General features: G+C 54.3%; 23 protein-coding genes, 1 tRNA gene and 1 pseudogene. 12 read left to right on the plus strand and 13 right to left on the minus strand.

Translation table 11 applies throughout. The annotated features are described in order from the left end of the window. Positions 1–51 precede the first annotated feature (51 nt). The 6 genes from Z948_RS0112130 to trpA all read right to left on the minus strand — a co-directional run bounded on the left by Z948_RS0112130 (position 52) and on the right by trpA (position 5289). Complete coding sequence (locus tag Z948_RS0112130) at positions 52–1098, minus strand: DUF2332 domain-containing protein (protein WP_025059834.1); 1047 nt, start codon at positions 1096–1098, stop codon at positions 52–54. Next, a complete protein-coding gene (pth, locus tag Z948_RS0112135; RefSeq protein WP_025059835.1) occupies positions 1095–1781 on the minus strand; it encodes an aminoacyl-tRNA hydrolase in 687 nt (228 codons plus the stop codon). The genes Z948_RS0112130 and pth overlap by 4 nt, the downstream gene beginning before the upstream one ends. A gap of 109 nt (positions 1782–1890) precedes the next feature. Next, positions 1891–2535 carry a 50S ribosomal protein L25/general stress protein Ctc gene (locus Z948_RS0112140; protein ID WP_025059836.1) on the minus strand — a complete coding sequence of 215 codons (645 nt, stop codon included), beginning with the start codon at positions 2533–2535 and terminating at the stop codon, positions 1891–1893. Positions 2536–2668: 133 nt separating this feature from the next. After that, positions 2669–3259 carry a hypothetical protein gene (locus Z948_RS0112145; RefSeq protein WP_025059837.1) on the minus strand — a complete coding sequence of 197 codons (591 nt, stop codon included), beginning with the start codon at positions 3257–3259 and terminating at the stop codon, positions 2669–2671. Next, on the minus strand, positions 3259–4425 hold the full coding sequence (locus Z948_RS0112150) for an alpha-hydroxy acid oxidase (protein WP_025059838.1): 1167 nt from the start codon (positions 4423–4425) through the stop codon (positions 3259–3261). Before Z948_RS0112150 ends, Z948_RS0112145 begins: the two co-directional genes overlap by 1 nt. 72 nt (positions 4426–4497) lie before the next feature. Next, positions 4498–5289, minus strand: coding sequence for a tryptophan synthase subunit alpha (gene trpA / locus Z948_RS0112155; RefSeq protein ID WP_025059839.1), 792 nt, complete (start codon positions 5287–5289; stop codon positions 4498–4500). A 168-nt stretch (positions 5290–5457) separates the two neighbouring features. Here trpA and ychF point away from each other — a divergent pair, with 168 nt between their 5' ends. Beyond that, a complete protein-coding gene (gene ychF, locus Z948_RS0112160; protein WP_025059840.1) occupies positions 5458–6555 on the plus strand; it encodes a redox-regulated ATPase YchF in 1098 nt (365 codons plus the stop codon). Between the two features lie 27 nt (positions 6556–6582). Here ychF and Z948_RS18925 read toward each other — a convergent pair whose 3' ends face one another. Both Z948_RS18925 and Z948_RS18930 read right to left on the minus strand, forming a co-directional pair. Continuing rightward, entirely contained in the window at positions 6583–8019 is a 1437-nt protein-coding gene (locus Z948_RS18925) for a hypothetical protein (RefSeq protein WP_025059841.1), read from the minus strand. Positions 8020–8037: 18 nt separating this feature from the next. Further along, positions 8038–8196 (minus strand): hypothetical protein, encoded by a 159-nt coding sequence (locus tag Z948_RS18930; protein ID WP_156023540.1) that lies wholly within the window; start codon positions 8194–8196, stop codon positions 8038–8040. A 73-nt stretch (positions 8197–8269) separates the two neighbouring features. Between Z948_RS18930 and Z948_RS0112175 the strand changes: the two genes are divergently transcribed. From Z948_RS0112175 to Z948_RS0112200, 5 genes are all read left to right on the plus strand, one after another. Then, positions 8270–8359: transfer RNA gene (locus Z948_RS0112175), tRNA-Ser, on the plus strand. A 254-nt stretch (positions 8360–8613) separates the two neighbouring features. After that, on the plus strand, positions 8614–10008 hold the full coding sequence (locus Z948_RS0112180) for a site-specific integrase (protein WP_245604574.1): 1395 nt from the start codon (positions 8614–8616) through the stop codon (positions 10006–10008). A 57-nt stretch (positions 10009–10065) separates the two neighbouring features. Next, entirely contained in the window at positions 10066–11157 is a 1092-nt protein-coding gene (locus tag Z948_RS0112185; RefSeq protein WP_156023539.1) for a hypothetical protein, read from the plus strand. Between the two features lie 55 nt (positions 11158–11212). Next, positions 11213–12309, plus strand: a protein-coding gene (locus Z948_RS0112195) for an IS3 family transposase (RefSeq protein WP_156026492.1) whose coding sequence is annotated in 2 segments (ribosomal slippage) — positions 11213–11459 and positions 11459–12309 — 1098 coding nt in all. Because the reading frame shifts where the segments join, the coding sequence is not laid out codon by codon here. Positions 12310–12469: 160 nt separating this feature from the next. Further along, positions 12470–13495: a hypothetical protein gene (locus tag Z948_RS0112200; protein WP_156026500.1), complete on the plus strand. Its 1026-nt coding sequence runs from the start codon at positions 12470–12472 to the stop codon at positions 13493–13495. Positions 13496–13502: 7 nt separating this feature from the next. On the opposite strand, the gene Z948_RS0112205 is transcribed toward Z948_RS0112200, so the two are convergent. Continuing rightward, positions 13503–13760 (minus strand): helix-turn-helix domain-containing protein, encoded by a 258-nt coding sequence (locus Z948_RS0112205; protein WP_025059845.1) that lies wholly within the window; start codon positions 13758–13760, stop codon positions 13503–13505. A gap of 125 nt (positions 13761–13885) precedes the next feature. Here Z948_RS0112205 and Z948_RS0112210 point away from each other — a divergent pair, with 125 nt between their 5' ends. Then, positions 13886–14584 carry a hypothetical protein gene (locus Z948_RS0112210; RefSeq protein WP_025059846.1) on the plus strand — a complete coding sequence of 233 codons (699 nt, stop codon included), beginning with the start codon at positions 13886–13888 and terminating at the stop codon, positions 14582–14584. Between the two features lie 513 nt (positions 14585–15097). On the opposite strand, the gene Z948_RS0112215 is transcribed toward Z948_RS0112210, so the two are convergent. Next, a complete protein-coding gene (locus tag Z948_RS0112215; protein ID WP_052033218.1) occupies positions 15098–15865 on the minus strand; it encodes a restriction endonuclease in 768 nt (255 codons plus the stop codon). 114 nt (positions 15866–15979) lie between these two features. Between Z948_RS0112215 and Z948_RS0112220 the strand changes: the two are divergent. After that, positions 15980–16438, plus strand: a pseudogene (locus Z948_RS0112220) (IS3 family transposase); the annotation flags it as partial. Between the two features lie 119 nt (positions 16439–16557). On the opposite strand, the gene Z948_RS0112225 reads toward Z948_RS0112220, so the two are convergent. Beyond that, a complete protein-coding gene (locus Z948_RS0112225; RefSeq protein WP_025059849.1) occupies positions 16558–17154 on the minus strand; it encodes a YceI family protein in 597 nt (198 codons plus the stop codon). Positions 17155–17279: 125 nt separating this feature from the next. Between Z948_RS0112225 and Z948_RS0112230 the strand changes: the two genes are divergently transcribed. Beyond that, a complete protein-coding gene (locus Z948_RS0112230) occupies positions 17280–17753 on the plus strand; it encodes an RNA polymerase sigma factor (RefSeq protein ID WP_025059850.1) in 474 nt (157 codons plus the stop codon). Continuing rightward, positions 17753–18490, plus strand: coding sequence for a hypothetical protein (locus Z948_RS18495; RefSeq protein WP_025059851.1), 738 nt, complete (start codon positions 17753–17755; stop codon positions 18488–18490). Before Z948_RS0112230 ends, Z948_RS18495 begins: the two co-directional genes overlap by 1 nt. An 85-nt stretch (positions 18491–18575) precedes the next feature. Here Z948_RS18495 and Z948_RS18935 read toward each other — a convergent pair whose 3' ends face one another. Continuing rightward, entirely contained in the window at positions 18576–19040 is a 465-nt protein-coding gene (locus Z948_RS18935; RefSeq protein ID WP_156023532.1) for an NYN domain-containing protein, read from the minus strand. Positions 19041–19353: 313 nt separating this feature from the next. Continuing rightward, a complete protein-coding gene (locus Z948_RS0112245) occupies positions 19354–20289 on the minus strand; it encodes an MYG1 family protein (RefSeq protein ID WP_025059853.1) in 936 nt (311 codons plus the stop codon). Between Z948_RS0112245 and Z948_RS18940 the strand changes: the two genes are divergently transcribed. Further along, positions 20263–20481 carry a hypothetical protein gene (locus Z948_RS18940; protein ID WP_162171766.1) on the plus strand — a complete coding sequence of 73 codons (219 nt, stop codon included), beginning with the start codon at positions 20263–20265 and terminating at the stop codon, positions 20479–20481. The genes Z948_RS0112245 and Z948_RS18940 overlap by 27 nt on opposite strands. A gap of 223 nt (positions 20482–20704) precedes the next feature. Further along, entirely contained in the window at positions 20705–23911 is a 3207-nt protein-coding gene (locus Z948_RS0112255; protein WP_025059854.1) for a reductive dehalogenase, read from the plus strand. Positions 23912–23915 lie beyond the last annotated feature (4 nt).

Consider the following 23915-nt stretch of genomic DNA (forward strand, 5'->3'; position numbering starts at 1 on the left):
AGAATGTTAGGTTAACTGAAACACGTTTGGCGAAATCAGGCTAGCCGTAGTTTAGCCTTCCGCTGGGTGATGCCACGCGATCCAGCGGCCATGGAAATCCGCCCGCCCTAAATGCAGCGTGATATCACCGGGCCAGAGGCGCAGGGTAATCGCCGCGCCTTTGCCCCCTGTTGTGTCACCGTCACTCTCCATAGACAGCCACCCAAGCGGGCGATCTGGGGTCGCTTTTGCCCCAGCGGCTTCGATCATTTCCCGCCCGCGATGCTGAACCGCGTCAGGGAAATACTGCCAAGCCACCGAATGCTGGATCAGGTGCAAACGCCCCTCAGCCGCCGCGCCTAGCCGCCCCTCAAGCCACTCAACCGCGTCGCCCTTGTCAATCGGCGCATCCATCACCGCCGCCGCAGCACGGGTTAGCGCCAGCCGATGGGGCTGGTCGGGCCAAAGGTAAGCCGTCAGGCGTAACAGATGATCCGCCCGCTTTGGGTTTAGCGGGTTCAGGTCCACGCCAGCGCGCTCTGCGATCTGCGGTGCGCGGGCAGGGGGCAACGCCCCCGTCCACTCAGGCGATAGCACCAAGGCAGGCGCGGCAGGGCCAAATTGCGCACCACCAACCGCAAGCGCATAGTGATCCCACATCAGGTTCATCCCGCCACTCGCCCCCAGCTCGCTCAGCTGGATGGGTAAATCGAAATACTGCGCCGCCACATGCGCCCCCGCAATCAGCGCGGCCGAGCGGCGCACCTCGTTGGTTTGGGGCGGGCTATCCGTCCAGTCCAACAAAAACGCAGCGTGGGTTTCAAAAGCGGCAAGCACCGCGTCCCGCAGCGCCGCATCGGTTGGCGTGTTCGGCGGGTATACCTGCGCAAGGCCCTCGTCCTGCCCGCTCAGAACCAGCGCGTGCAACCCACCCGCCGTGCGCAGGGGGAGGGAGTGCCCCGCAGGGCCGATATCCCCCTCAAACCCCTCAAACTTCTTGGCCAATGCGCTATCGCTTGGCCAATTCTCGGCCAGGATGTTCAACAGCTGGCCCATAAACGGACTGCCAAGCGCGGCACAAGATATGGCTTGGTGACGAAAGGCCTCGGTGAGGGTCATTTGAACCGATCCATCAGCTTTTGCATGGCGGATCTCTCGTCAGGCGCTTCTGCTTGCGGTTGCGGCGTCGCCGCCTTTGGCTTGGCTGGTCCCTTGGTACCGGTCGAGGGGCGCGAAGGGGCGGTGCGCTGGCTCACCGCGTTCATAAACTTGGCGCTATCGCCCTCGGCAAGGTAGGGCGCGCCATCGCTGATCCCGCGCATCACATCGTCCAACCACCCCGCGTCTGCCTTCGGGAAATCGTTTAGCACATAGCTGGCAACGCGGTCCTTATGACCCGGATGCCCAACGCCAAGGCGCACGCGCGCGTAATCAGGCCCAAGGTGGCTGTGGATCGAGCGCAACCCGTTGTGGCCCGCATGCCCGCCCCCCATCTTGTACTTTACCTTACCCGGGGCAAGGTCGAGCTCGTCATGCAGAACAACCACATCCTCTGGCTCGATCTTGTAAAACCGCATCGCGGCGGCAACGCTATCGCCAGATTTGTTCATATAGGTCTCAGGGCGCAGTAAAACCGCCCGCGTGCTGCCAAAACGGCCCTCGCTGATGCTGCCCTGATGCTTGCTCTTCCACGGGCCAAAGCCATGATCCGCCGCGATCTGCTCAACCGCCATAAAGCCGATGTTGTGACGGTTGCGGGCGTATTTCGCCCCTGGATTTCCAAGACCTACGATGAGTTTCATACGCTTCTCCGCTGCTTGCCCTCTAGATACTTTGTGCAGGCCCCGCGCGCAAAGCAAAAAGGGCCGCCCGAAGGCGACCCTTTCAATAGCTTTATCAGTTGGGGGAAGATTACTCTTCGCCGCCCTCTGTTGCTGCTGCTTCTTCGCCGTCAGCGCCTTCTTCTTCGTCGTCAGAGGAAGCCAAGCCGGATGGTGCGGAAACCTGAGCGATCACAAAGTCACGGTCGATGACCGGCTTGCAGCCTTCTGGCAGTTTCACGTTTGCGATGGTCGCGTTATCGCCGATTTCCAGCTCAGAGATGTCTACGACAATGCTCTCTGGGATGTCTGCAGCTGTCACAACCAGTTCGACTTCTGGACGAACCAAGTTCAGCGTGCCGCCTTTTTTCAGGCCTGGGCACTCTTCTTCACCAGCAACTTCAACGTTGATGAAAAGGTTGATCTTGGTTGTGCGCTTGAGGCGCATGAAATCGACGTGCGTTGGCAGGTCTTTTACAACGTGGCGCTGAACGTCGCGGCAGATCACACGAACGTCGTCGTGGCCTTCGACCTTCATGTTGAACAAAGTCGCCTTAAAGCGGCCCTTGCGCAGCATGGTCAGCAGTTTGTTGAAATCCAGATTGATCGGCAGCGGGTCTACGTCACCACCAAATACAATTCCAGGAACCATGCCATCGCGGCGTGCCTGACGAGCGGCGCCCTTGCCTGTCCCCGTGCGTTCAAAAGCTTCGAGATCTGGGATCTGTCCGGCCATAATAATTCTCCAATACGTTTAGGGCGGGAATCCTCCAAGGCTGTATCCCCGCGTGAAGTCGCGCGTATAGACGGGAATCGTTTTCGAGGGAAGCACTATTTGCACAATTTCCCCCTGAAATTAGGGGGCTGTGTTACGCGGCGCGTGCCAGATGGCCACCTGCCGCTGTCACCTGTTGATATAGCGCGATTTCCTTGGCGTATCGGCTGTTGAACAGGGCCTCGGTTTCATCCGAAATCGGGGTCGGGGCAGGGGGGGAAACATTCATCGGCCTAAAGGTAATATCCGCGCCCATACGCGCAGACAGCCAGTTGCGCAAAACAGGCTGGGATTCATAGGCAAACAGGTGGTCGATCCCCAAGGCGCCCGTGGGCCCTGTCAGGAAATTCAGCTGGCTGCCGATCTTGGCCCATTCTGGCGGGCTGGCAGACAGGACCGCCTGCACAAACCCGTCAAAATCAACCTCCAGCGTCGCGGCGCGGTAACGGTACCAACTGCGCAGATGCTCAATCGGCGCGCGCATCACGGCCATGGTCTCTGGCTCTAGCTGATAGGCCTCGCGCAGAAACGGCGCGATCTTGCGCTGGTAGCGGCCCACGGGCGTGTGTTTGCGTTGTTTGTAAAACGCAATATCCGCCCATGGCTTCAGCGCAACCTCCATCGCTGTCGACCCCGTTTTAGGGACCGAAAACAAGACGAGGTTTTGCGCGGAAAATACCAGCATCAGCCCTGCCAGTCGCCCTCAAAATCTTTTGGAACCAACAGGTTGTGGCGGCCCAGATTTCCGATCTGCGTTTCACCGCAAAGCGCCATAGTCGTGTCGAACTCTTTGTGGATCACTTCCAGCGCGCGGGTCACACCCGCCTGTCCCATCGCGCCCAGACCATAGATGAACGCGCGCCCGATATAGGTGCCCTTGGCCCCCATCGCCATGGCCTTTAGCACATCCTGACCAGACCGAATGCCGCTGTCCAAATGCACCTCAACCTGATCGCCAACCGCATCCAGTATCGAAGGTAGCATCCGGATCGAGCTGAGCGCCCCGTCCAATTGGCGGCCGCCGTGGTTGCTGACGATGATCGCATCCGCACCAACCTGTAGCGCCATTTTGGCGTCTTCCGCGTCCAAGATACCCTTCAGGATCACCTTGCCGCCCCATTTCTCTTTGATCTTGGCAATCTTGCCCCAATCAAGGGTCGGGTCGAACTGCTCGGCCGTCCATGCGCTCAGGTCGGACGCATCCGAGATGTTGTCGACGTGGCCCACGATGTTGCCAAAACCACGGTTCTTGGTCTGTAACATCTCGATGCCCCAGCGCCATTTGGTTGCAAGGTTTGCAATGGTGGCAGGGGTCAGCTTTGGCGGGGCGGTCAGCCCGTTTTTGATGTCCTTGTGGCGCTGCCCAAGGATTTGCAGATCCAGCGTGATCACCAAAGCCGAACAATTCGCCGCCCGCGCGCGTTCGATCAACCGGTTCACATAGTCTTCGTCCCGCATCGTATACAGCTGGAACCAAAACGGCTTGTGCGTGGCCGACGCCACATCCTCGATCGAGTTGATGGACATGGTGGAGAGGGTGAACGGCACACCAAAGGCCTCAGCCGCACGGGCCGCCTTGATCTCACCATCCGCATGCTGCATGCCCGTCAGCCCAACAGGGGCCAAGGCGACAGGCATCGAAACGTCTTCGCCGATCATCTTGGTTGCAGTGCTACGCCCTGACATATCCACGGCCACGCGCTGTCGCAGGCGAATCTGGTCAAAATCCGACGTGTTCTCGCGGAAGGTCTGCTCGGTCCAACTGCCGCTTTCGGCATAGTCATAAAACATCTTTGGCACCCGCCGACGGTGGATGCGTTTCAGATCGTCGATGTTGGTAATGGCCGGCATTGTGGGGCTCCTAGGAAAATTGGTAAAGAAAGTTTACCTCTTCCCTGCCGCCAGATCAATGCCGCAAATTTTCTAGGCCGAATGCGCCCCGTCCGACAGGGTTTTTACAAAGGCCAGAACCTCTTCCGTGCTCTTGCCCGCAGCGATCTGGCTCACAATGGCCGACCCCACAACAACACCATCAGCAACCTCGGCAATTGCGCGGGATTTCTCGGGCGTGTTCACGCCAAAGCCCACAACCACGGGCAGGCCTGTCTCTTTGCTGATCCGCGCCACGGCAGGGGATACATCCCCCGCATCCGCTTCGGCAGCGCCTGTGATGCCTGTGATCGACACATAGTAAACAAAACCCGATGTGTTCTGCGCAACGCGCTTGAGGCGCTTGTCATCGGTTGTCGGGGTCGCAAGACGGATAAAGTTCAACCCAGCCGCCTGCGCAGGGATGCACAGCTCGCTGTCCTCTTCCGGCGGCAGATCCACAACGATCAACCCGTCGATGCCAGCCTCTTTTGCCGCAGCAAGGAACTTGTCCACGCCCATGGAATAGATCGGGTTGTAATAGCCCATCATCACGATCGGCGTTGTGTCATCTTCCTTGCGGAACTCGGTCGCCAGCTCCAGCGTGCGGTTCAGCGTCATGCCACCATCCAACGCGCGCTGCCCCGCCAACTGAATCGTCGGGCCATCGGCCATCGGATCGGTAAACGGCAGACCCAATTCGATGATATCAACCCCAGCCGACGGCAACCCGCGCACCACCTCTAACGAGCGTTCAAAATCAGGGTCACCCGCCATCACATACGATACAAATGCCTTTTTGCCCTTGGCTTTCAGGTCAGCGAATTTGGCGTCGATGCGGGTCATGATATTGGCCTTTCGAAAGTGTTCATCTCGCAATGCCCAATTCGCGCGGGGAAATCAATGCGCAACGGGCACAGATGCGGCCATATCCGCCGATTAGCCCCCCTCACAGGCCTTGCACCCAAGGCTTTGACACCCTAACAGAACCCAAACGCAAAAAAGGACGCTGTCATGGGTTTCAAAATGGGTATCGTAGGTCTGCCGAACGTGGGCAAATCAACGCTTTTCAACGCGCTCACCCGCACCGCCGCTGCACAGGCTGCGAACTTCCCTTTCTGTACCATCGAACCCAACGTGGGCGAAGTGGCCGTCCCCGATGCGCGCCTTGACCAATTGGCCGAGATCGCCCAATCCAAATCCATCATCCCAACCCGCATGACATTCGTCGACATCGCGGGTCTGGTAAAAGGCGCCTCCAAAGGCGAAGGCCTCGGCAACCAGTTCCTCGCCAACATCCGCGAAACAGACGCCATCGCCCACGTGCTGCGCTGCTTTGAAGACGATGACGTCACCCACGTCGAAGACCGCGTGAACCCCGTGGCCGACGCCGAAACCATCGAGACCGAGCTGATGCTCGCCGACCTCGAAAGCATCGAAAAACGCCGCGCAGGCCTCGTGCGCAAAATCAAAGGCAACGACAAAGAGGCCGTGCAACAGGATCGCCTGCTCGCCGCCGCCCAAGACGCCATTGAAAACGGCAAACCCGCCCGCACGGTCGAGATCGACGAAGACGACGCCAAAGCATGGCGCATGCTGCAGCTGCTGACCACCAAACCGGTGCTCTATGTCTGTAATGTCGGTGAATCCGAGGCTTCCGAGGGCAACGACCACTCCGCCGCTGTCGCCAAAATGGCCGCCGCGCAGGGCAACTCGGCCGTGATCATCTCGGCCCAGATCGAAGAAGAAATCAGCCAGCTGGAAGACGAAGAAGCCGAAATGTTCCTCACGGAAATGGGCCTCGATGAGGCAGGCCTCGACCGGCTGATCCGCGCAGGATACGAGCTGCTGCACCTTGAGACATATTTCACCGTAGGCCCCAAAGAGGCCCGCGCATGGACGATCAAAGCAGGCACCTCAGCCCCCAAAGCCGCAGGCGTCATCCACGGCGACTTCGAAAAAGGCTTCATCCGCGCCGAAACAATCGCATTCGATGATTTTGTGACGCTGGGCGGCGAAGGCCCCGCCAAAGAGGCAGGCAAAATGCGCGCCGAGGGCAAAGGCTACACGGTTAAAGACGGCGACGTCCTGCACTTCTTGTTTAATACATAAGGCGCGCTGCCTCAGGCGGAACACCGCCTAGGTCACCCACCGATATACGCCAAAAATCAGCGGTGCGAAAACGCCGCTGATCACCACAGCTGCGCCGACATACCCCCAAAAGGTTGCGCGGCCGATCTGCTTTTTCATGTTTGATATTCTTGTCTCGGGAAGCGCTTTGTCCCGTGGCTGCGCGCCTAATTCCGCTGCGACCTTCTGCAAGCTGCGCGATTTTTGCGTCAACACGGCGGACAGCCCTGCAAATAGGTGAATGATGGTTGGCACCAAAGTTGTCAGCGCCATGATGTATAGCGCAACACCATTCTGCGGTGCTGTTTTTACATCTGCCCAATAGTCACTCCAAACAACGGGCAGGGTAGTTGGGCTGATCCATTCCCAAACCGTCAGGCCGCTGATGATGCTAACAACCAACAAGCACAGGCAAGCCGCAGCAAGGATCAGATCCAGCAGCATTTGCCCGATGATGAACCATAACTGGGGGCGGTGATTGACGATCTGGCTCAGGAAATGCCGCGTCACCCAAAGTGAGATCATATCAGCCGCTGCATTGAGGAGGGGCAGTAGGACGTAGAGTAATAGGATAAGGCTGGTTGTTTCAGGGGCACCGGCACCGGCAATGGCAACGACAGCGGCAACGGCAACGGCACCGGTACCGGCAACGATACCGGCAACGGCACCGGCAATGGCAACGACAGCGGCAACGGCAACGGCAACGACACCGGCAACGGCAACGACAGCGGCAACGGCACCGGCAATGGCACCGGCACCGGCAACGGCAACGACACCGGCAATGGCACCGGCAACGGCAACGGCAACGAAGAATAGCCGAACCGCCTTCGCGAGAAAACCGGTTCGGCTATTGCTTGTGTCAACGGATTTAAACAGGCGCGCAACAACATAGTCTCTAAAGCTTTTTGTTTTTATGGCTATGACGACGGCAGCTGCCCAACCTCCGATCAAAATGATCAGGCGGATGAAACGTTCGAGCAGGCTTGGCGTGTCTCGAAACATCTCGATCCCCGCAGGGGCATTGATGTTAAATAAAACCCAGCCAAAAATAATCGCAAAAATGGGATAAGCATAGGCAATAGTCAGGCTGGTGCTATAGGCCCGCCACGATAGCGCCTTTGTGCCATAAATCCGATCCGCAAACCCTAGAATGCGTTTCAGCGCCGCAAAATACGCATCCGCGCTGCGCCCTTGGTACCGTTCAATCAAATCCTCTCGCGATGCGATGTCACGCAACTCGATTTCAAGGTCCACTCCACGAAAATGGGAAACAACCCAGCCAAGAATGGGGATCCCGAGGGCTAAGAAAAGGCCCGCAATCGCAACAATCAGGGCCCAGTCTGTCGGCGCACCAGAGGGGGTTTGGGTCACAGCACCGATCAACCCATCCGCTCCCGCTGCACACCCACCGCTTTCACCAGCGGCCTCGCGGCACAAGAGCGGCAAAAGCCACCTCCTGCAAATTCAAAGAATGCTCTTTGCGCAGTCAAACAGCCCATGAAAATCCTCTACCCAATACAGGCCCAAGATACCCGCACCGCGAGAGTTCACAACCCCCAGCCCCGCTTTCAACCCAATTTCCCACCCCACACCCGCAGCCATCCCCGTGTACGCGCGGTGCACATCCGGTGCACACTTTGTGACACCCCAAAAAACCCTCTTGCCCTCCCTCCCGCCCATCGCTAAACGGGTCAACGGAGACGTGGCCGAGTGGTCGAAGGCGCTCCCCTGCTAAGGGAGTATACCGGGAACGGTATCGAGGGTTCGAATCCCTTCGTCTCCGCCATTCAATTCTAAAACAATGGCTTAGGTCTTGGACGTGTAAGTGCGACACAGAGTGGAGCACAAGCCATGAAGCTGCCTGCCTATGTCTCACCGTCTAGACACGGTATCATGTATTTCCGTTGGCCGTTGCCAATGTCCTCAGATCGCAAGCGCCGATCAGTTCGGATTTCCTTACGCACCAAATGTCCAGATAGGGCTGGCGATCTTGCCAGACATCTTGCATCCTGTGGTCGTATTATCAGGGATAACAAGGCATTGGCACGGCTCAGACAAGACGAAATGCGGGATATGGTGCGCAGCTATTTCATGGCTTCGCTAGATCGCTACGTTGAAAAGCTGAATGATACCGGATTGCCAGATCAGACATTGGACCTCATGCGTCAAGAGTTTGATGTTCATGAAGACGCTGGTGGCGGCTATGATGACCTTTCGGACCTTTTCCTTGATACGGGTACTGTGGACAGCTTTCGGGCGTCTGCGGGCCTCTCAGGCGCTCAGTGGGCTGAAAATGAACCTGCCCTGCGTCACGAACTGCGCAAAGCCCGCCGGGATCAAATCAAAGCCATTCTAAGCGCCGCTGAGCGCCTTGAGGGGTATTCCTATGATGCGGCGCAGGAAAGGCCAGTAGCGCCACCAGAAGCGCCCTCTGTGTCTCTGGGTAAGGCCGTGGATGATTTTATGGCAGAAAGTCGCCCGCAATGGTCAAGCCAGATGGCAAACCGAGCGCAGGCATTTCTGGCCGTCATGCTGGAACATTTTGGCTCAGATCGCTCAATGACAGAGATATCCCGCCAAGATGCCAGTGCCTTGAAGAAGATCGTTCAAGCCTTGCCCGTCAATCGGAACACACGACCTGAGACCAGAGACTTGCCCTTGTCAGAGGCAATTAAAGTGGCAGGTGTTCAAAAGGTGTCAGTTGAGACAATCAACAATCACATGGCAATGTTTCAACGCTTTGGTGATTGGGCTGAGCGGCATGGTTATGCACCGAGCAATGTGTTCGACCGCATGAAGGTCGCCAAACCAAAGAAATCTGCACCGGGCCGCAAAGATTACACTCACGAGCAAACGGCTAAGTTGTATGCAGAATTAACGCAAAATCATGCAGGACTGGTCAAGAAAGACGATCACAAGTGGGGTGCATTGTTAGGGCTGTTCACAGGTGCACGGTTGAATGAAATTGCTCAACTAGCGCTTGCGGATGTGTGCTGTGAAGACGGCATTTGGTTTTTGAACATCACAGATGATGGCGACGACAAAAAGCGTCTCAAGGCGAATGCTAGTAGACGCAAAGTGCCGCTGCATTCTGAACTGATTAAGTTGGGTTTTGTCGAATGGGTGAAGTCACAAGAAAGCAAGCCGCGCCTGTTCATGTCTTTCAGTTACAATGCCAAGGATGGTTATGGCCGCAACCTTGGGCGCTGGTTCAACGGGCCTTTCCTCAAGGGACTGGGTATGAAAGAAAGCGGGCTGGTTTTTCACAGCTTGCGCCATACGATGGTTGAGCGACTAGCCAAGGCCGATGTCCCCGAGCCGCTTTATCAGGACATTGTGGGCCATGAGCGCCAAGGCGTGACCCAGAAATATTACAACAAAGGCGGGCATACGCTGGCGCAAATGCAAGACGCCATCGAACGGTTTTCCGCCTGATACCCGTTGATTTCTAGACAGCCAAGCTGAGCTACTAATAGTTATTGTGAGATAGAAATGAGTGAATTGCCTTCAAGCCTTTACCTTCACGGATATGAAGCATCAGAACAGCCCAAAGCTGATAACATAGACGACCCTCAGTATTGGGCAGACACGTTCCATAAAGCTAAGTTAAGCTTGGAAATAGCCTTGCGTATCCATGACCCACTTTGCCTGCTTGCTCGCACAACATCTCTTTGCAATGTAGAAGGAGGGCTGAAGAAAAGAGGCCCTGAGACCATCACCCTACCAGCACTAGAAGTTCTTCAGGCAATGCTTTTGCGTCAACGTGAGACGATCGCACGAGTTCCATTATCGCCCAATAATTTTGTCAGAACTTGGAGCACTGCTGAGAGCTTGCTTGATGCTTTTATTCGCATGCAGCCGCGAGACAAAGAAGATGCTCTTTCAGAAATGGCAAACCGCTCACGCATGCAGACCATACATTATCGGTTCAATTTCGACCGTGATGCAGCATTAGCCGTAATCAAAAAGATCACTTCTCGATTTGATCAAAAGACACAATGTAGTCACCAGCTAGAGAAACGAATTTTCTCGCTCTTCGCCTTGATGGACATCACAGTGCAGCGGCTTCACGAGTTTTATGATCGGGTCCAAGAGATTTATGAAGCAACGGAGCGCAGTACGGTTATTTCTGGGGTTGAATTTCTTTGTGAGAAAAGCCCGCTCGCATACCATACTTGGCAGCGGGTTGACCTTAGCGCTATTGACGACGGAACGCTTCAGTTCCTAGCATTCCAATTGTCAGAAATCTCTCATGAGTGGATTTATACATTTGCACCTGATGACCTGTCGGAACTTGATCGCGACACTGTTTCAAAGCTATCGGCAAAACAAGGTGATGAGGCCGATGGAGAGTTTGAGCATCTATTTATGAACAACCCAGTATGGGCCAAACCCTTCATCGAAAAGGATGATGGTTCATACTTCACGGCAGTTCCACATATCCCGCTGGCTTTTCCGTTTCGCATTATCGGGGCGTTGCTGCCTGAAGATGGCAAAACCCGCAAAGCACTATCAGATGCAAGAGCAGAAGCGTTGGAGGAGCTGATTGCCGAAGCTGTTCAGGCTGCAATGCCGTTGACCTGAGCCCCTAAAACTCCTCCAAATTTGTGTAGAGTCCGCCCAACAAAAGGACGGACAAATGAAGGCACGATTTACGGATGAACAGATCATTGCGATGATCAAGGAACAGGAAGCTGGCGAGAAGACCGCTGATGTATGTCGGCGGCATGGGATCAGCTCAGCGACGTTTTACAAATACAAATCAAAGTATGGCGGCATGGAACCGTCTGATGCGAAGCGTTTGCGGGCACTTGAGGATGAGAATGGCAAGCTGAAGAAGCTGCTAGCGGAGCAGATGCTGGACAACGCCATGCTGCGAGATATCAATTCAAAAAAGTGGTGACGCCTGCCTTGAAGCGGAAAGCTGTGGCGCACCTGATGGAACAACATCAGGTCAGCCAGCGGCGGGCGTGTGATGTTCTGCAAGTTGATCGGTCATCGGTTCGGTACCTATCGCGACGCAGCGATGATGCTGAACTAAGAGACGCTATCAAACGCGTTTCGAGAGAACGTCGACGGTTTGGGTGCCGCCGTGTCCATGTGATGATCGCGCGGGAGGGTTTCGAGGTGAACCACAAAAAGGTCAGGCGCATCTACCGCGAAGAGAAGCTGCAGGTGCGCCGCAGAGGCGGCAGAAAGCGCGCTTTGGGCACAAGGAAACCGATGGTACTGCCCGACGGTCCGAACCAACGCTGGAGCTTGGATTTCGTATCAGACGCGCTGACAGACGGACGTCGCTTCCGCATTCTTGCCGTCGTGGATGATTACAGTCGGGAGAACCTAGTGTTGGTCGCGGACACGTCTCTTTCAGGACATCGTGTCGTGCGTGAGCTGGGTAAGATCATCGCTGAACGCGGTATGCCGAAGACAATTGTGTCGGACAACGGCACCGAGTTCACCAGCATGGCGATCCTCAAATGGGTTCAGGATACAGGCATTGATTGGCATTACATCGCGCCTGGAAAGCCCCAGCAAAACGGCTTCGTCGAAAGCTTCAACGGTAAGCTGCGGGATGAATGCCTCAATGAAACGCTCTTCGGCACATTGCGCGAAGCCCGACAAACGCTGGAGGAATGGCAAGAAGACTATAACTGGCGCAGACCACATTCAGCTTTGGGCAACCTGACGCCCATGGAATTTTTGCAGAGAAAGACAATGGACAAAATGGCTGCCTAAGGCCAAAGATTTAACCCCAAGGACTCCGCGCCAAGCTGGAGGAGACTTGGGGCACAGGTCACCGTCTGCCAAGGTTTATAGATCAGTCATCTGGGATGATCCAAAAGACGGGAAGGGCTACGAACATGACGTTGTCGCCGTGTTGGGCAACCAGATTTTCATGTTCGAAGCCAAGTCAGGAAAGATCAAAGAACCTGCAAGGCGTGGGGGTATCCCATCGCTTAAGTCCACTTTGAAAGAACTGTTCGTCGAGCCTGCCGAACAATCGCAACGGCTTCAAGAGTACCTGAACGAGTACGGCAAAACCGCACAACTAAGTCAAAAGGGTTCGAAAGAGCCTGTTGATATTGACCTAACCAAGCCCAAAGCAGTTTATCGCTTTGGCGTCACTATTGAGGGTCTAGCGTCTCTTACGGCTGGACGCAGATATTTTGAAAGTCTCGGGCTGATAGCAGGATCAAGCCCTTGGGCACCTTCCCTGTCCATCGGGGAGCTATTGATGATCGTCAAGCATTTGGATAGCGAGGTTTCTTTTGGACACTATCTTAGTAGGCGTTACAGTATTGAAAGCCTGTTGGATTTTGTTGGTGATGAACAAGACTTGTTGTCCATGTACCTCACGAATGGCTTTTGCGTTTTGGGTGATGACACACGACAAAACACACTTATTCTCGTGGATGCGGATGACATGGTGCGAACACCCAAAACACCAGTCGATGATAGGCGGAATTGTGATATTTCTGGGGTGCAACTTGCACCGCGCTGGAAGTCTATTGTTCGTGAGGTCTATGCTGGGCACCCAAAGATTGACCGACATAAGTTCGATATTATATTTGCGATATTGAACATGCCACCCCCGATGCTGATGCACTTACAACGGCGAATTGGGCGATGGAAAACCGGTGGAGGTGGATCATCAAAGTCGGGCGAACACGCTAAGTATGCTGTTGGAGATAGGCAGTTTGTGGTTCTCTTGAACTACATGGACAAGCAACAATTGAGAACAACACACGACATAACTGGTTGGTGTCGTACCATGGCAATGAGTGTCGCGGATGACTTTGAAGGCACTACCGATTGTGTTGTCGTGACGTTATACAAGCATTCGAGCACAAGGACTTATGACGGAATATCCTTTTTCCGCGTGAAGCCCTCATCGTCAGGAAGGCTTGGCGCGACATTTTGAGAAAGGCCTATGTTGGCTTCTCATCTACACTTGCAACCATTGTCAAAATTGCACTTGCCGTTGGCATTCCATCACAGGCCACCATCCATTTAACGAATTCAATTACATCCAGCCTACGCTCTTGCGTCTCGACTTTCGCCACAAAGGACTGCGGCTTGTCCAGACGCTGAGCCAAGCCAGCTTGGGTCAACCCTGCATCAAGGCGCACCTGCCTGAGCCGTTGGCACAGGTAAACGTGTTCAGGTGTACGAAGTGTCTTGGTCAAATGACTGCCTGTTGATTGAGTTCAGGCAATCGGATAATCCCAAGTTAGGATAATACCATTTTAGGATATTGATCTTATCTCAGCCTAAGAGGTTGAGCTTGATCAGGCATTTGAAAGGTCATCACATGTGGATTGTCGCAATTTTCTGCGTCGCTGGGTTTCTTCTGTGGCAAAGCAGCAAGCGCCGTGCGCAGCGGTTTGTGCGGTCTGTGTTCTTTCTTGAAATCATCGACAGTGGGGCGAGCACAGATACCGCAAACGGCCAAGTGGCACGATTGTTCACCAAGCATTCAAGTGCGGATAAAGACAACGCCGCCATTCGGCACGCAATGGACAAAGCAAACAGGCTAACGGATGGAAAGCAACTTCCATGGATACAGGAGGCTCGCGAGAAGGGCTTCGCAATCGACAGCGGAGATAGCCGAATTGACATGGCACATCTTGCTCAATCGCAATCGCGCACCAATCCAGATCAAAATTTTACAGGACATTTTTCCGAAGGGGAATACATACAACCAAAAGGCGCACAGTTCCCCCATGCCCTGCCGGGATTGTCAGAGGCGTACCACGTTGGCCTTGAGCACATAGAAGCGAACAAAGGTAAGCTGGTGCCTACTATCAAAGCCGTTGCCCGCATTGGAATACGCTGGGCGCTATGGGGGGCTGTGGCGGGGTTCGCAATCGGCCTTGTGATCCCAAGGGTCGGCGTGTTCAGTTCTCTTGAGCTTTGGGCCGTACCAGTCGTTACGGCCTACGTCGGGGCCATGGCAGGGATTGCAATCGGAACCGTGTGCTGGGCCGTGCGTTGGGTTTATGGTCACTGAGGCATCGCCCGACCTTCTATGAGTGGTATCTGTCTGTTTTCCTGTGCCTTTTTGAGCTACGCACATATAGACAGAAAGAACCTAGCTTGGTTTGCGTTCTATTCCTCACATATAGACAGTAGGATGGCCCAGTATCTGTCTCGGTCAGTTATACCTTCATGGTATCTGTCTATTCCATTCCTGAATGGCTTTATGTAAATTATATATATTATCCACATATATCAAAAATGTATAAGATACTGATATTATAATGATTATTACACAATCACCTTTCTCAAATGAACTTATACTCAGATCACATTTGACAACATTACAATCCGGGCCGTAGTGTGACACAAAGTGGAACAACAGAGTAACCTTCGCTCTTGTATGTCCAGTTAAGTCAATGGCTTAGAAATATGGTGGAGCCTCCCTTCGTCTCCGCCAGAAATCCTAAATTTTATTAATTATATCATAAGTTTGGGGCTTCTCGCTGTTCTGGTGTCCCCCATTCCTGTTTGGCATGGTTGTCCCTCAATCTTGCGGCAAGTCTGGAACAAATATCTGTTTGAGCGGTATCATAGAGCGATAGCGCGGGGCGAGTTGGGCATAGTGTTCGAAAATCAGCTCAACAAATTGTTCGCCGTTTATAAGCCTCAGCTTCGCGCGGTTGCGCTCCAACTCTACAGCACCGCGCGCGAATGACCCCAGATTGACGAACAGACCGTATTCGCCGTCTCCAAGTGTCCCTAACAACTGGTCTACGTCTGGGCGTGGTGTTTGGCCTGTGGTGCGCTTGCATTGCACTTTGACGATAGGGGGCTGGAATCCAAGCGGGTCCATATGAGCGATAACATCAACACCACCAACGCCGCTTTTCGGGGTGAGGCGCGCTGTGTAGCCCATACATTCCATCAAATGCGCCATGAAGTCCTCGAACTGGTGACCTGATAGGCGCGTCATAAACTGCTTTATGACGAAGTCGCTGGTGTTGGCCTCTGCCTGTACTGAGGCCGTAACGGTGGCTGTGTCGTCGTCTGTGGCGTCCTCTGCTGTGTCTTGTTCTGCACTGTCACTGGGCGAGGGCTCTCTGGCAGTTGGGTCAACCTTGCTTAGAAATTCGAGCGCAAACCGTCTAACGCGGAACAGGGTTAGGAATGAGCCGATTTCATTAAGCGCACTTTGACTGAACTCACTGCGTGGGATGTGCTTCAACCACTCGACGCGCTGGCGGGTTGGGTAACCGTCTTGGTCTTCTTTGTCGTACTGAACTACGCCTGTAAAACGACCGATATTTACCATGCGGTCTGACTTTGACGGATACACGACCAAATCACCTTCTTTGATAACATTTGCGAACTTGAACAGTGTGCCAGCATCAACTGGTATCGCACCCGCCTTTTTGTCAGGATAGGCGGCGGCACCAGCTTTGTCTGGACCCGAGAGGGTTGGCTGTCTCTAGCCGTGATCCTGGATTTGCATTCCCGACGTGTCATAGGCTGGGCTGTGAGCAACCGCATGAAGCGTGACCTCGTGATCCAGGCGTTGAAGATGGCCATCGCGTTCCGGAAACCACCCAGAGGATCCATCCACCACACGGATCACGGTAGCCAATATTGTTCGCACGACTATCAGAAGATCCTGCGAAAGCATCGGTTCAAGGTGTGGATGTCACGGAAAGGCAATTGTTATGACAACGCAGCTGCCGAGACCTTCTTCAAAACCATCAAGGCCGAGCTGATTTGGCAAAGATCATGGGAAACAAGTCGACAAGCTGAGATGGCGATCTTCGAATACATCAACGGGTTTTACAATCCACGCCGCCGTCACTCAGCATTGGGCTGGAAAAGCCTGGTCGCTTCGAGCGAAAAGTGACCTAAACGAGCACTTGGGGCGGCACTAAAGCAGGACAGGTCCAGGTCTAGGAAACTAGGGGCACCTCACAGACATTCAGGTGGCAGTGCGCTCAGACGCCCCTGCCACCTGCCGGAAGCTTAGTGATCTGCCTTAAAAAGCAAACGCATGGTCACAGGACTGACACGGGTGATTGAATCAAGGCTCGCCAGCTCCTGCATCTTGTCGATACTTGCGTTGAAGGCTGTGTCTTCGATGCTCAGCATCATCATGCCGTTGGTTGTTACCAGAACCTGATCTTCGCTCAGGCGCATCACAAAGAAAGATGCATCCAAATCAGTATCTGTACCAAGCAAGCTGAGCGTGCCGGAGGTTTCGACGGTTTTTGCGTCACCTGATGCCAGCGCAGAAATCTCAGCCATATCAAGTTGAGCGGAAATGGTCGCGGTGGGTGCATTTGCGAAAACAATCTCCCTCATACGCTCATTCCGGATGTCGATCATGGTTTCTACAGATGCAAGACCCAAGGTAATGGACACAACACCATTTGCATCCACCGTTCCAGTGACATCGCTGATGGTGTGGCTTTCGCCAGTATAGTCATTTTTGACAGATCCGAACGAAACAGCAGATAATTCTGTATCAACCGTCCAGCTTTCTGCGTGACCACCGGCAAAGCTTGCCCCTGCCAATAGCGACAATGTGATAGCGGCAGCAATGGATTTAAGTTTTATCATTGGAGTTCCTTCAGTAAAGTTTCAGTCCGCCTGCTTTTTGGGGCGGCTATAGGAATAACACCCAGAGGAGCACCGTTATTCGCTGGCTATCAAGAAAAACTCAAAAAAAAGCCGTAGGTGATGGTTTGGCTGCGCTCTACCCGCTTTTGTGGCGGTTTTGTCTGGTGCTTACGAAAAACCGCACCGATGCCGATGATCTTGCGCAGGCCGCGTCGGAACGTGCGTTGTTGCATGCCAGTAAGTTTGAGGTCGGGACAGATTTGGATCGTTGGGTATTCACCATAGCACGACGTCTTTGGCTGAATAACAAGCGACATGAGAAATTACGCAACGGACAAGGTCTGGTGCCTGTCGAGAGTACTGAGCTGGAAGATAACGCTCCGTCTGTAGAAACGAATATTTTTGCCCGTCAGGTGTTAAAGAAGATACAAGCCCTGCCAGAGGGGCAGCGGTTATGCGTGTTTTTGGTGTATGTCGAAGGTCAGAGCTATCGCGAAGCTGCAGACATGTTAAATATCCCCATTGGCACGGTGATGAGCAGGCTTTCAACGGCGCGGCGCACCATTTCTGAAGATGTAAACCAAGAGAGGACGGACTAATGAACACATATTCCCAGCCGTTTTCTGATGATGAAATCATGATGTTTGCCGATGGTCAGGCCGATGCCGATCTAGCGCAAGAGATCACATTTGCTATGCAGTCAGATCCGGATTTGGAAAATCGCATCAAAATATTGCAGGCTCAGGCCTTTGATATCAAAGATGCATTTGATCTGGGTCGGCTTGCTGCGCCAAAGGTCCCAGAGCACCTCTTGGCGAAGAAAGCACAATCTGGTCGGATCGCACCCCAACTTATTCGCACAACGGCACTTGCGGCCTCTTTTGTGTTTGGGCTGATTGCGATGCACTTACTTGAGCCTGCACCAACTTGGGTGGAACGTGTCGCCTCTTATCAGGCTCTTTATGTGACAGACACGCTGGCTGGGGGGGCGCAAGCCCCCGGAAAAACCGAAGCTGTCCTATCGCAAATGAAGCGTGAAACTGGCGTTACCCTTCAGGCTATTCCTGACGTGCCAGGGATGGTGTTCAAGCGCGCCCAACTGCTTGCGATTGATGACGCGCCTTTGCTGCAAATCGCCTATTTATCCGAAGACGGAACGCCATTTGCATTGTGCATCGTCGCCGCTAGCAATTCTGGCCGGGCGGTTGAAACAACCCGATCTCACAACCTTGCGACCGCAACATGGACCAAAAATGGTGTTGGCTACGTGTTTATTGGTGGAACGGATGCGGCACGGGTCTCCAATGTCGCCGAAGGCCTTTCCAGCGAAATTTGATGTACCTTGCTTTTGCCCGCTACAGAATGTCGGGCTTTTGGCGCGAAGATTACGTAAGGAAAGCGTCTGTAACTCTAGGGGCAGCTCAAGGTTTGTTTGGGCTATGTTTTTGCAGCTTGGTTTTGCCGTCTGAAATCGACACGCCTTTGCGCCAAAGGTGATCTTGCATCACCGTCGGATACTGGCTGGCGTAATCGCGGAACCTGTCATTCGTCACAGCAAAACATATTGGCATGTATTTGAGGCACTCTAGTATGTATTTATCCGCTTGAACCCTACTTGGGACGACATAAATCTCGTCACGCTGAAGGCCGAAAATGTCTTCCAGCTGGGGCACGGAATGCGGTGTGCCACGCAGAAAAGCACCATGTCCGCCAAGGGTGTGGAAGATATTGGCATCAAAGAAACAAATGACGCGATACCCTTCTGATCGCAGTTGCGCGGCAATTTCGCCCAACGGCTGGGCGTCTAGTTTGTTGTCGTGCCCGAAATGGTAAATATTGCTGCCATCAATGACGACTGATTTCTTGTCCAGCCTAAGATCCGCCATGAAACCCTGTCGGTCATTGTCTAGCAAAAAATGAGATTTTTTAACGCGCGGTCTTCTTACTCTGCGGAGTACAAACCACCAGAAGAGGGTTTGTGCCGTGAAAAAGAGCAAAGCCGTGATTGTGTCGACATCCGCTTGCCCGAATAACCACCAGATGGCCAGCGTAGAAATGCAAGCCAGCGACGCGCTGTCGATCAATGCCTTCAGGTGGCCCCCTATTTTCCTGCCGATACTAGGATTTGGGTTTTCGGCAGAACGTCGGGTGAGCACCTCTCCTAAGGTGATTGATTTGGGGGGCAAGGGAGCAGGGCCTTTATGTTGGCTGTTTAACTTCTTTCGCTTCTTCTACAGCGATGTTTGCCATTTCCAGAATAGCTGCGCGTGAATTGGCGACAGCTAGAAAACGGGCGTTGTGGCAGAAGGTTGCCCCTTTTACGCCGCAGGCTAATTCCAGCGCTTCATCGGTTAATCCAGCCCAGGATGCGGGGAGGTCGGCGCGTTGCTCAAAGGTGTCATTAGATAGTTTGATCCCGTTGAGCGTCCAGTCGTCGCCACGTGGGGTGATGACAAACCACATGTGGTCGGCCTCCATCTGGTCCAAAGCCGAGCGGTAAGGCATACCCATTGGCAATTCCAGAATGGGAGAGCTACCAGCCTTGGTGATGGCCTCTAAAACGATCCCCATTGCGCGCGCTTTGGCGGCCATATTCTGGATCTGCGCTTCGACAAAGCTGCGTGCGATTGGCAGCGCGGCCATAAAAGCGTCGTCATCGGCAGTCGGAGAGGGGTCATCAAACACGGGTTTTAGACTGCCCAGCAGTGACGGCAGGGTCATAATGGACAAAGGCCCCGCAACGGAAGGCTCCATCGCGCCGTTATCCAGTAAATCAATGGGCAGGACAAATTTTGTGTCAAACTTGCTGTGGATTTCGTCATGGGCTTGGGCTGGTACGCCCATCGCAGCGAGATAGTCGCGGCCAAAATGGGCCCAGATCAATCCAAAAGAACTATAGGGCTGGTCGTCTTCCCGCAGAGGGCCTGGGCGTTGATGATGGTCAAAGATTTGCTCTTCGACGTTAAAAGCCCCGCCGACATCATAGATTATCTTTTCTTCTGAAGGTTTTATCCATTCTTTGTCACGCGTTCGCATTATTGTGGCATCAGGAAAAAGCCGAGTAAGGATAACAGATGACAACAGCTCATCAGCATGAAAACCGCCTGAGTGCGTAACGAGATGTTTGATGGCCATGGTTTAGTTCCAAGAATCGAGAAAATTTTAGTCGTGCTGGATTCCGATGAAAGAATTCACTCGGTGCTTTGTCAAAGCCCAGCAACCAATTCAAGTCGATTTTTCCCGTTCTACAAGAAGCAGCTTGGACGTCGCCCAATTGGTGTGCTGTTTTTGGCGGGATTGTTGTGGGGGGCAAACATAGGATTATAGCTTGGAAATACGCATTGGCTGGGGGGCTATGGCGCTACCTATTTTCGGGAAAAACACCCTCATAGCGGGATCGGGCCTGTCCTTGAGGATTACCGTGTTACGGGTGCAATTCATACCTGCGATAGAAACTGGCGCGTTGGTCGGCAAGATTGCAGATTGAAGCTGCTGTTTTCTGGGTGGGGATGCTAAAGAGGTTCACCAACAGAACGCATCGGGAGAAGTTATGCGGTTGTTTTCAAACAAGAACAGGCCCATCCATCTAGGGCCTTTCCCCAGCGAGCTGCTGGCCCGACGGTCTGACATGCCGCCCTTGAAAGACGTGCCGCAGCGCCAAGGGCTTTCATTTGAAAACAATCACGATCCGCGCAGCATAATTAATGCGATGGGGGAATATCAGGCGATGTTGGATGCCATTCGCCAAGGGAACAAGAATGCCCAGCCCGCTGCCTGCCCTGATGATCTGCAAGAGCGCGCAAATCACCTGAAGGCGTTCGGTTATTTTTCGGATGCAGCGGTGGTTGGCACCTGTTTGCTGCCCCAGAGCTCTATTTTGGAAACGCCGCTTCAAAACCCTGCGGTCCAGCGATTGGTCAATGCGTTGCAGACCCGTCAGACCAAAACACTGGCGGCTGGAATTGACGGGATCATGGCCGATCTGCGGGATTCTGTGAATGCCTCCAAATCGGGGTTAGGCACGCATAGCCATGCTATTGTTTTTATGTATGAAAACCCCCGTGATCCTCAGCAGGATGAATGTGGAGGTGATTGGCTTAGGGGCGCGCAGGCCCATCGGGCTGGGCTTTTGGCGGCGGAAACGGCGGTTGTGATTGCCGAATACATCAGGCTGTTGGGATATGACGCGCGCGCGCATACGGTGGCGGATGCTGATGTGGATTTGAACCAGTTGGCAGTGGCTGCGGGGGTGGCTAGCGTTGAGGATGGCGCGTTGTACCATCCTTATGTTGGAACGCGGTTCGGTTTGGCCGCTGTGACGACGTCGTTTGCTGTTGCCACGGATTTACCTTTGGCTGAAATGGCGCAACAACCTGCCTCCGCTTTTGGCCGCAAATGGCGGTTTGGTGGCAGGTTCGAACGCAATGCCGCAAATGCGGTTCCATATGAAAACCGACGATTTGTTGACGGCGCGCATCCGTTTGAAACGCTCAAAAGGGTTGATGAACCAACCACCTATATAGACGCGGCGCGGGTGGCACGTGTTCCTAAACGCGCCGATATGTTCGCGCGCGCGCAGTTTGGCGATATGGGAAAGCCTCTGCAGAAGGGCGCGGGTGGTGGGTATTACGCGCGCAAGGCGGCGCCTTCGATGGCACAGCGCCGCGCGCTTGGTGCGTTTGTTTTATTGCAAGACGGTGAACCCGCTCGGGAAAAGCAAGAAATCGCACCGCAAGAGGCTGCAGATTTGGTCAAGGCGACAGCCTATTGGCTGGGGTGCGATGCGGTGGGGGTTTCGGCCTGTCCTGATTGGACATGGTATAGCCATGACGCCCGTGGCGACGTGTTGGTTCCGCGCCACGACCAAGCGATCAGCATGATCATCGATCAGGGCTATGAAACAATGGAAGGCGCCAGCGGAGATGACTGGATCAGTGTTGCGCAATCCATGCGCGCCTATCTGCGGTTTTCCCTGCTGGGGGGCGTGATCGCCCAGCAAATCCGAAATCTGGGCTATAGTGCCAAGGCGCATACGGTTCTGGATGGCGAGGTTTTGCAACCGCCGCTGTTGTTGCTGTCAGGTTTGGGTGAGGTCAGCCGCATTGGCGAAGTGATCCTGAACCCTTTTCTGGGGCCGCGTCTGAAGTCTGGGGTGGTCACAACGGACCTGCCGATGGTGCATGACAAACCGATTGATTTCGGCCTGCAAAAGTTCTGCGAAAGCTGCAATAAATGCGCGCGTGAATGTCCTTCGGGTGCGATCACCGCTGGGCCAAAGCTGATGTTCAACGGCTATGAGATCTGGAAATCCGACAGCCAGAAATGCGCAACCTACCGCATCACCACACCGGGTGGGGCGATGTGCGGGCGCTGTATGAAAACATGTCCGTGGAATTTGGAAGGGCTGTTTGCCGAAAAACCGTTCCGCTGGGCGGCAATGAACCTGCCCGCGGCTGCGCCAGTTCTGGCCAAGCTGGACGATGCGCTGGGCAATGGTGGGCTGAACCCTGTCAAAAAGTGGTGGTGGGATTTAGAGCTGGATGAAAACGGCGGCTATCTTGCCGCCAAAAATCCGGTGAATGAGCGGTCGTTGCAAAAGGGGCTAGCGCTGAAATACGAGGATCAGACGCTGGCGGTTTATCCCGCGCCGCTTGCGCCCCCGCCGTACCCTTATCCCTATCCGATGGACCGCGAGGCGGGCATTGAAGCGTATCAAGCGCTGGTCACTGCCGAAGAATATAAGGCCCATTTGACAGCCGGAACAATCGACCAAGTCGCCCATATCTATACGGCCGATGGGGACAGCCCTGTTATTCAAGTTGAAGTATCAAAGGTGGAACATGCTGCCGAGGGTGTCATCAAATATGAGTTTCGCGCCATCGACGGGTCCGACCTGCCGGAATGGCAAGCGGGCGCGCATCTGGACATCGTTGTAACGCCTGAATTCTTGCGCCAGTATTCAATGTCAGGCGATCCTGCGGATCGAAGCCGCTATCAAATCGCGGTCCTGCGCGAAGAAGACGGGCGCGGGGGCTCTAAAATGATGCAGCGCATTTTCCAGACGGGGCGGCGCATTTTTATTTCGCATCCGATCAACCACTTTGCCTTGGATGCTGGGGCACGTCACTCAATTCTGATGGGGGGCGGCATCGGGATTACCCCGATGATTGCCATGGCGCATGAGCTACACGCCAAAGGTCAAAGCTTTGCGCTGCATTATTCAGGCCGTTCGCGCAGCGCGATGGCGCTGGTGGACGATCTGGCAGGGTTTGACTGGGCCGCGCATGTGCATCTGCATGTTTCCGACGAAGGCAGCCGCGCTGATCTGGATCAGGTGTTTCGATCTGCGCCAGAGGGCACCCATGTTTATACCTGCGGAGCCGAGGCCTATATGACCGCCGTTCTGGATGCCGCCGCAAAGGCTGGCATCCCCGAAGAGGCGCGGCACCTTGAATATTTCACGGTTCCAGAAACGCCTGACTATGAAAACCATGCCTTCACCTTGCGGCTGGCTAAATCAGGTCGTGACCTGCTGGTGCCAGCAGATCGCGCTGCAACGGATGTTTTGGCAGAGAATGGCGTTCACCTAGATGTAAAATGCAGCGATGGCCTGTGTGGTGTGTGTAAATGCGGGCTGATCTCGGGGGAGGTTGAGCATCGCGATTTTGTGCTCTCCAAAGCGCAGCGCGAGACAGGGGTGATCCTGTGCCAATCCCGCGCAGCCCAACCCGATGGTGTGATCGAGGTGGATCTCTAGCGCG

It is taken from the genome of Sulfitobacter donghicola DSW-25 = KCTC 12864 = JCM 14565 (genome assembly GCF_000622405.1).
Lineage (GTDB): Bacteria > Pseudomonadota > Alphaproteobacteria > Rhodobacterales > Rhodobacteraceae > Sulfitobacter > Sulfitobacter donghicola.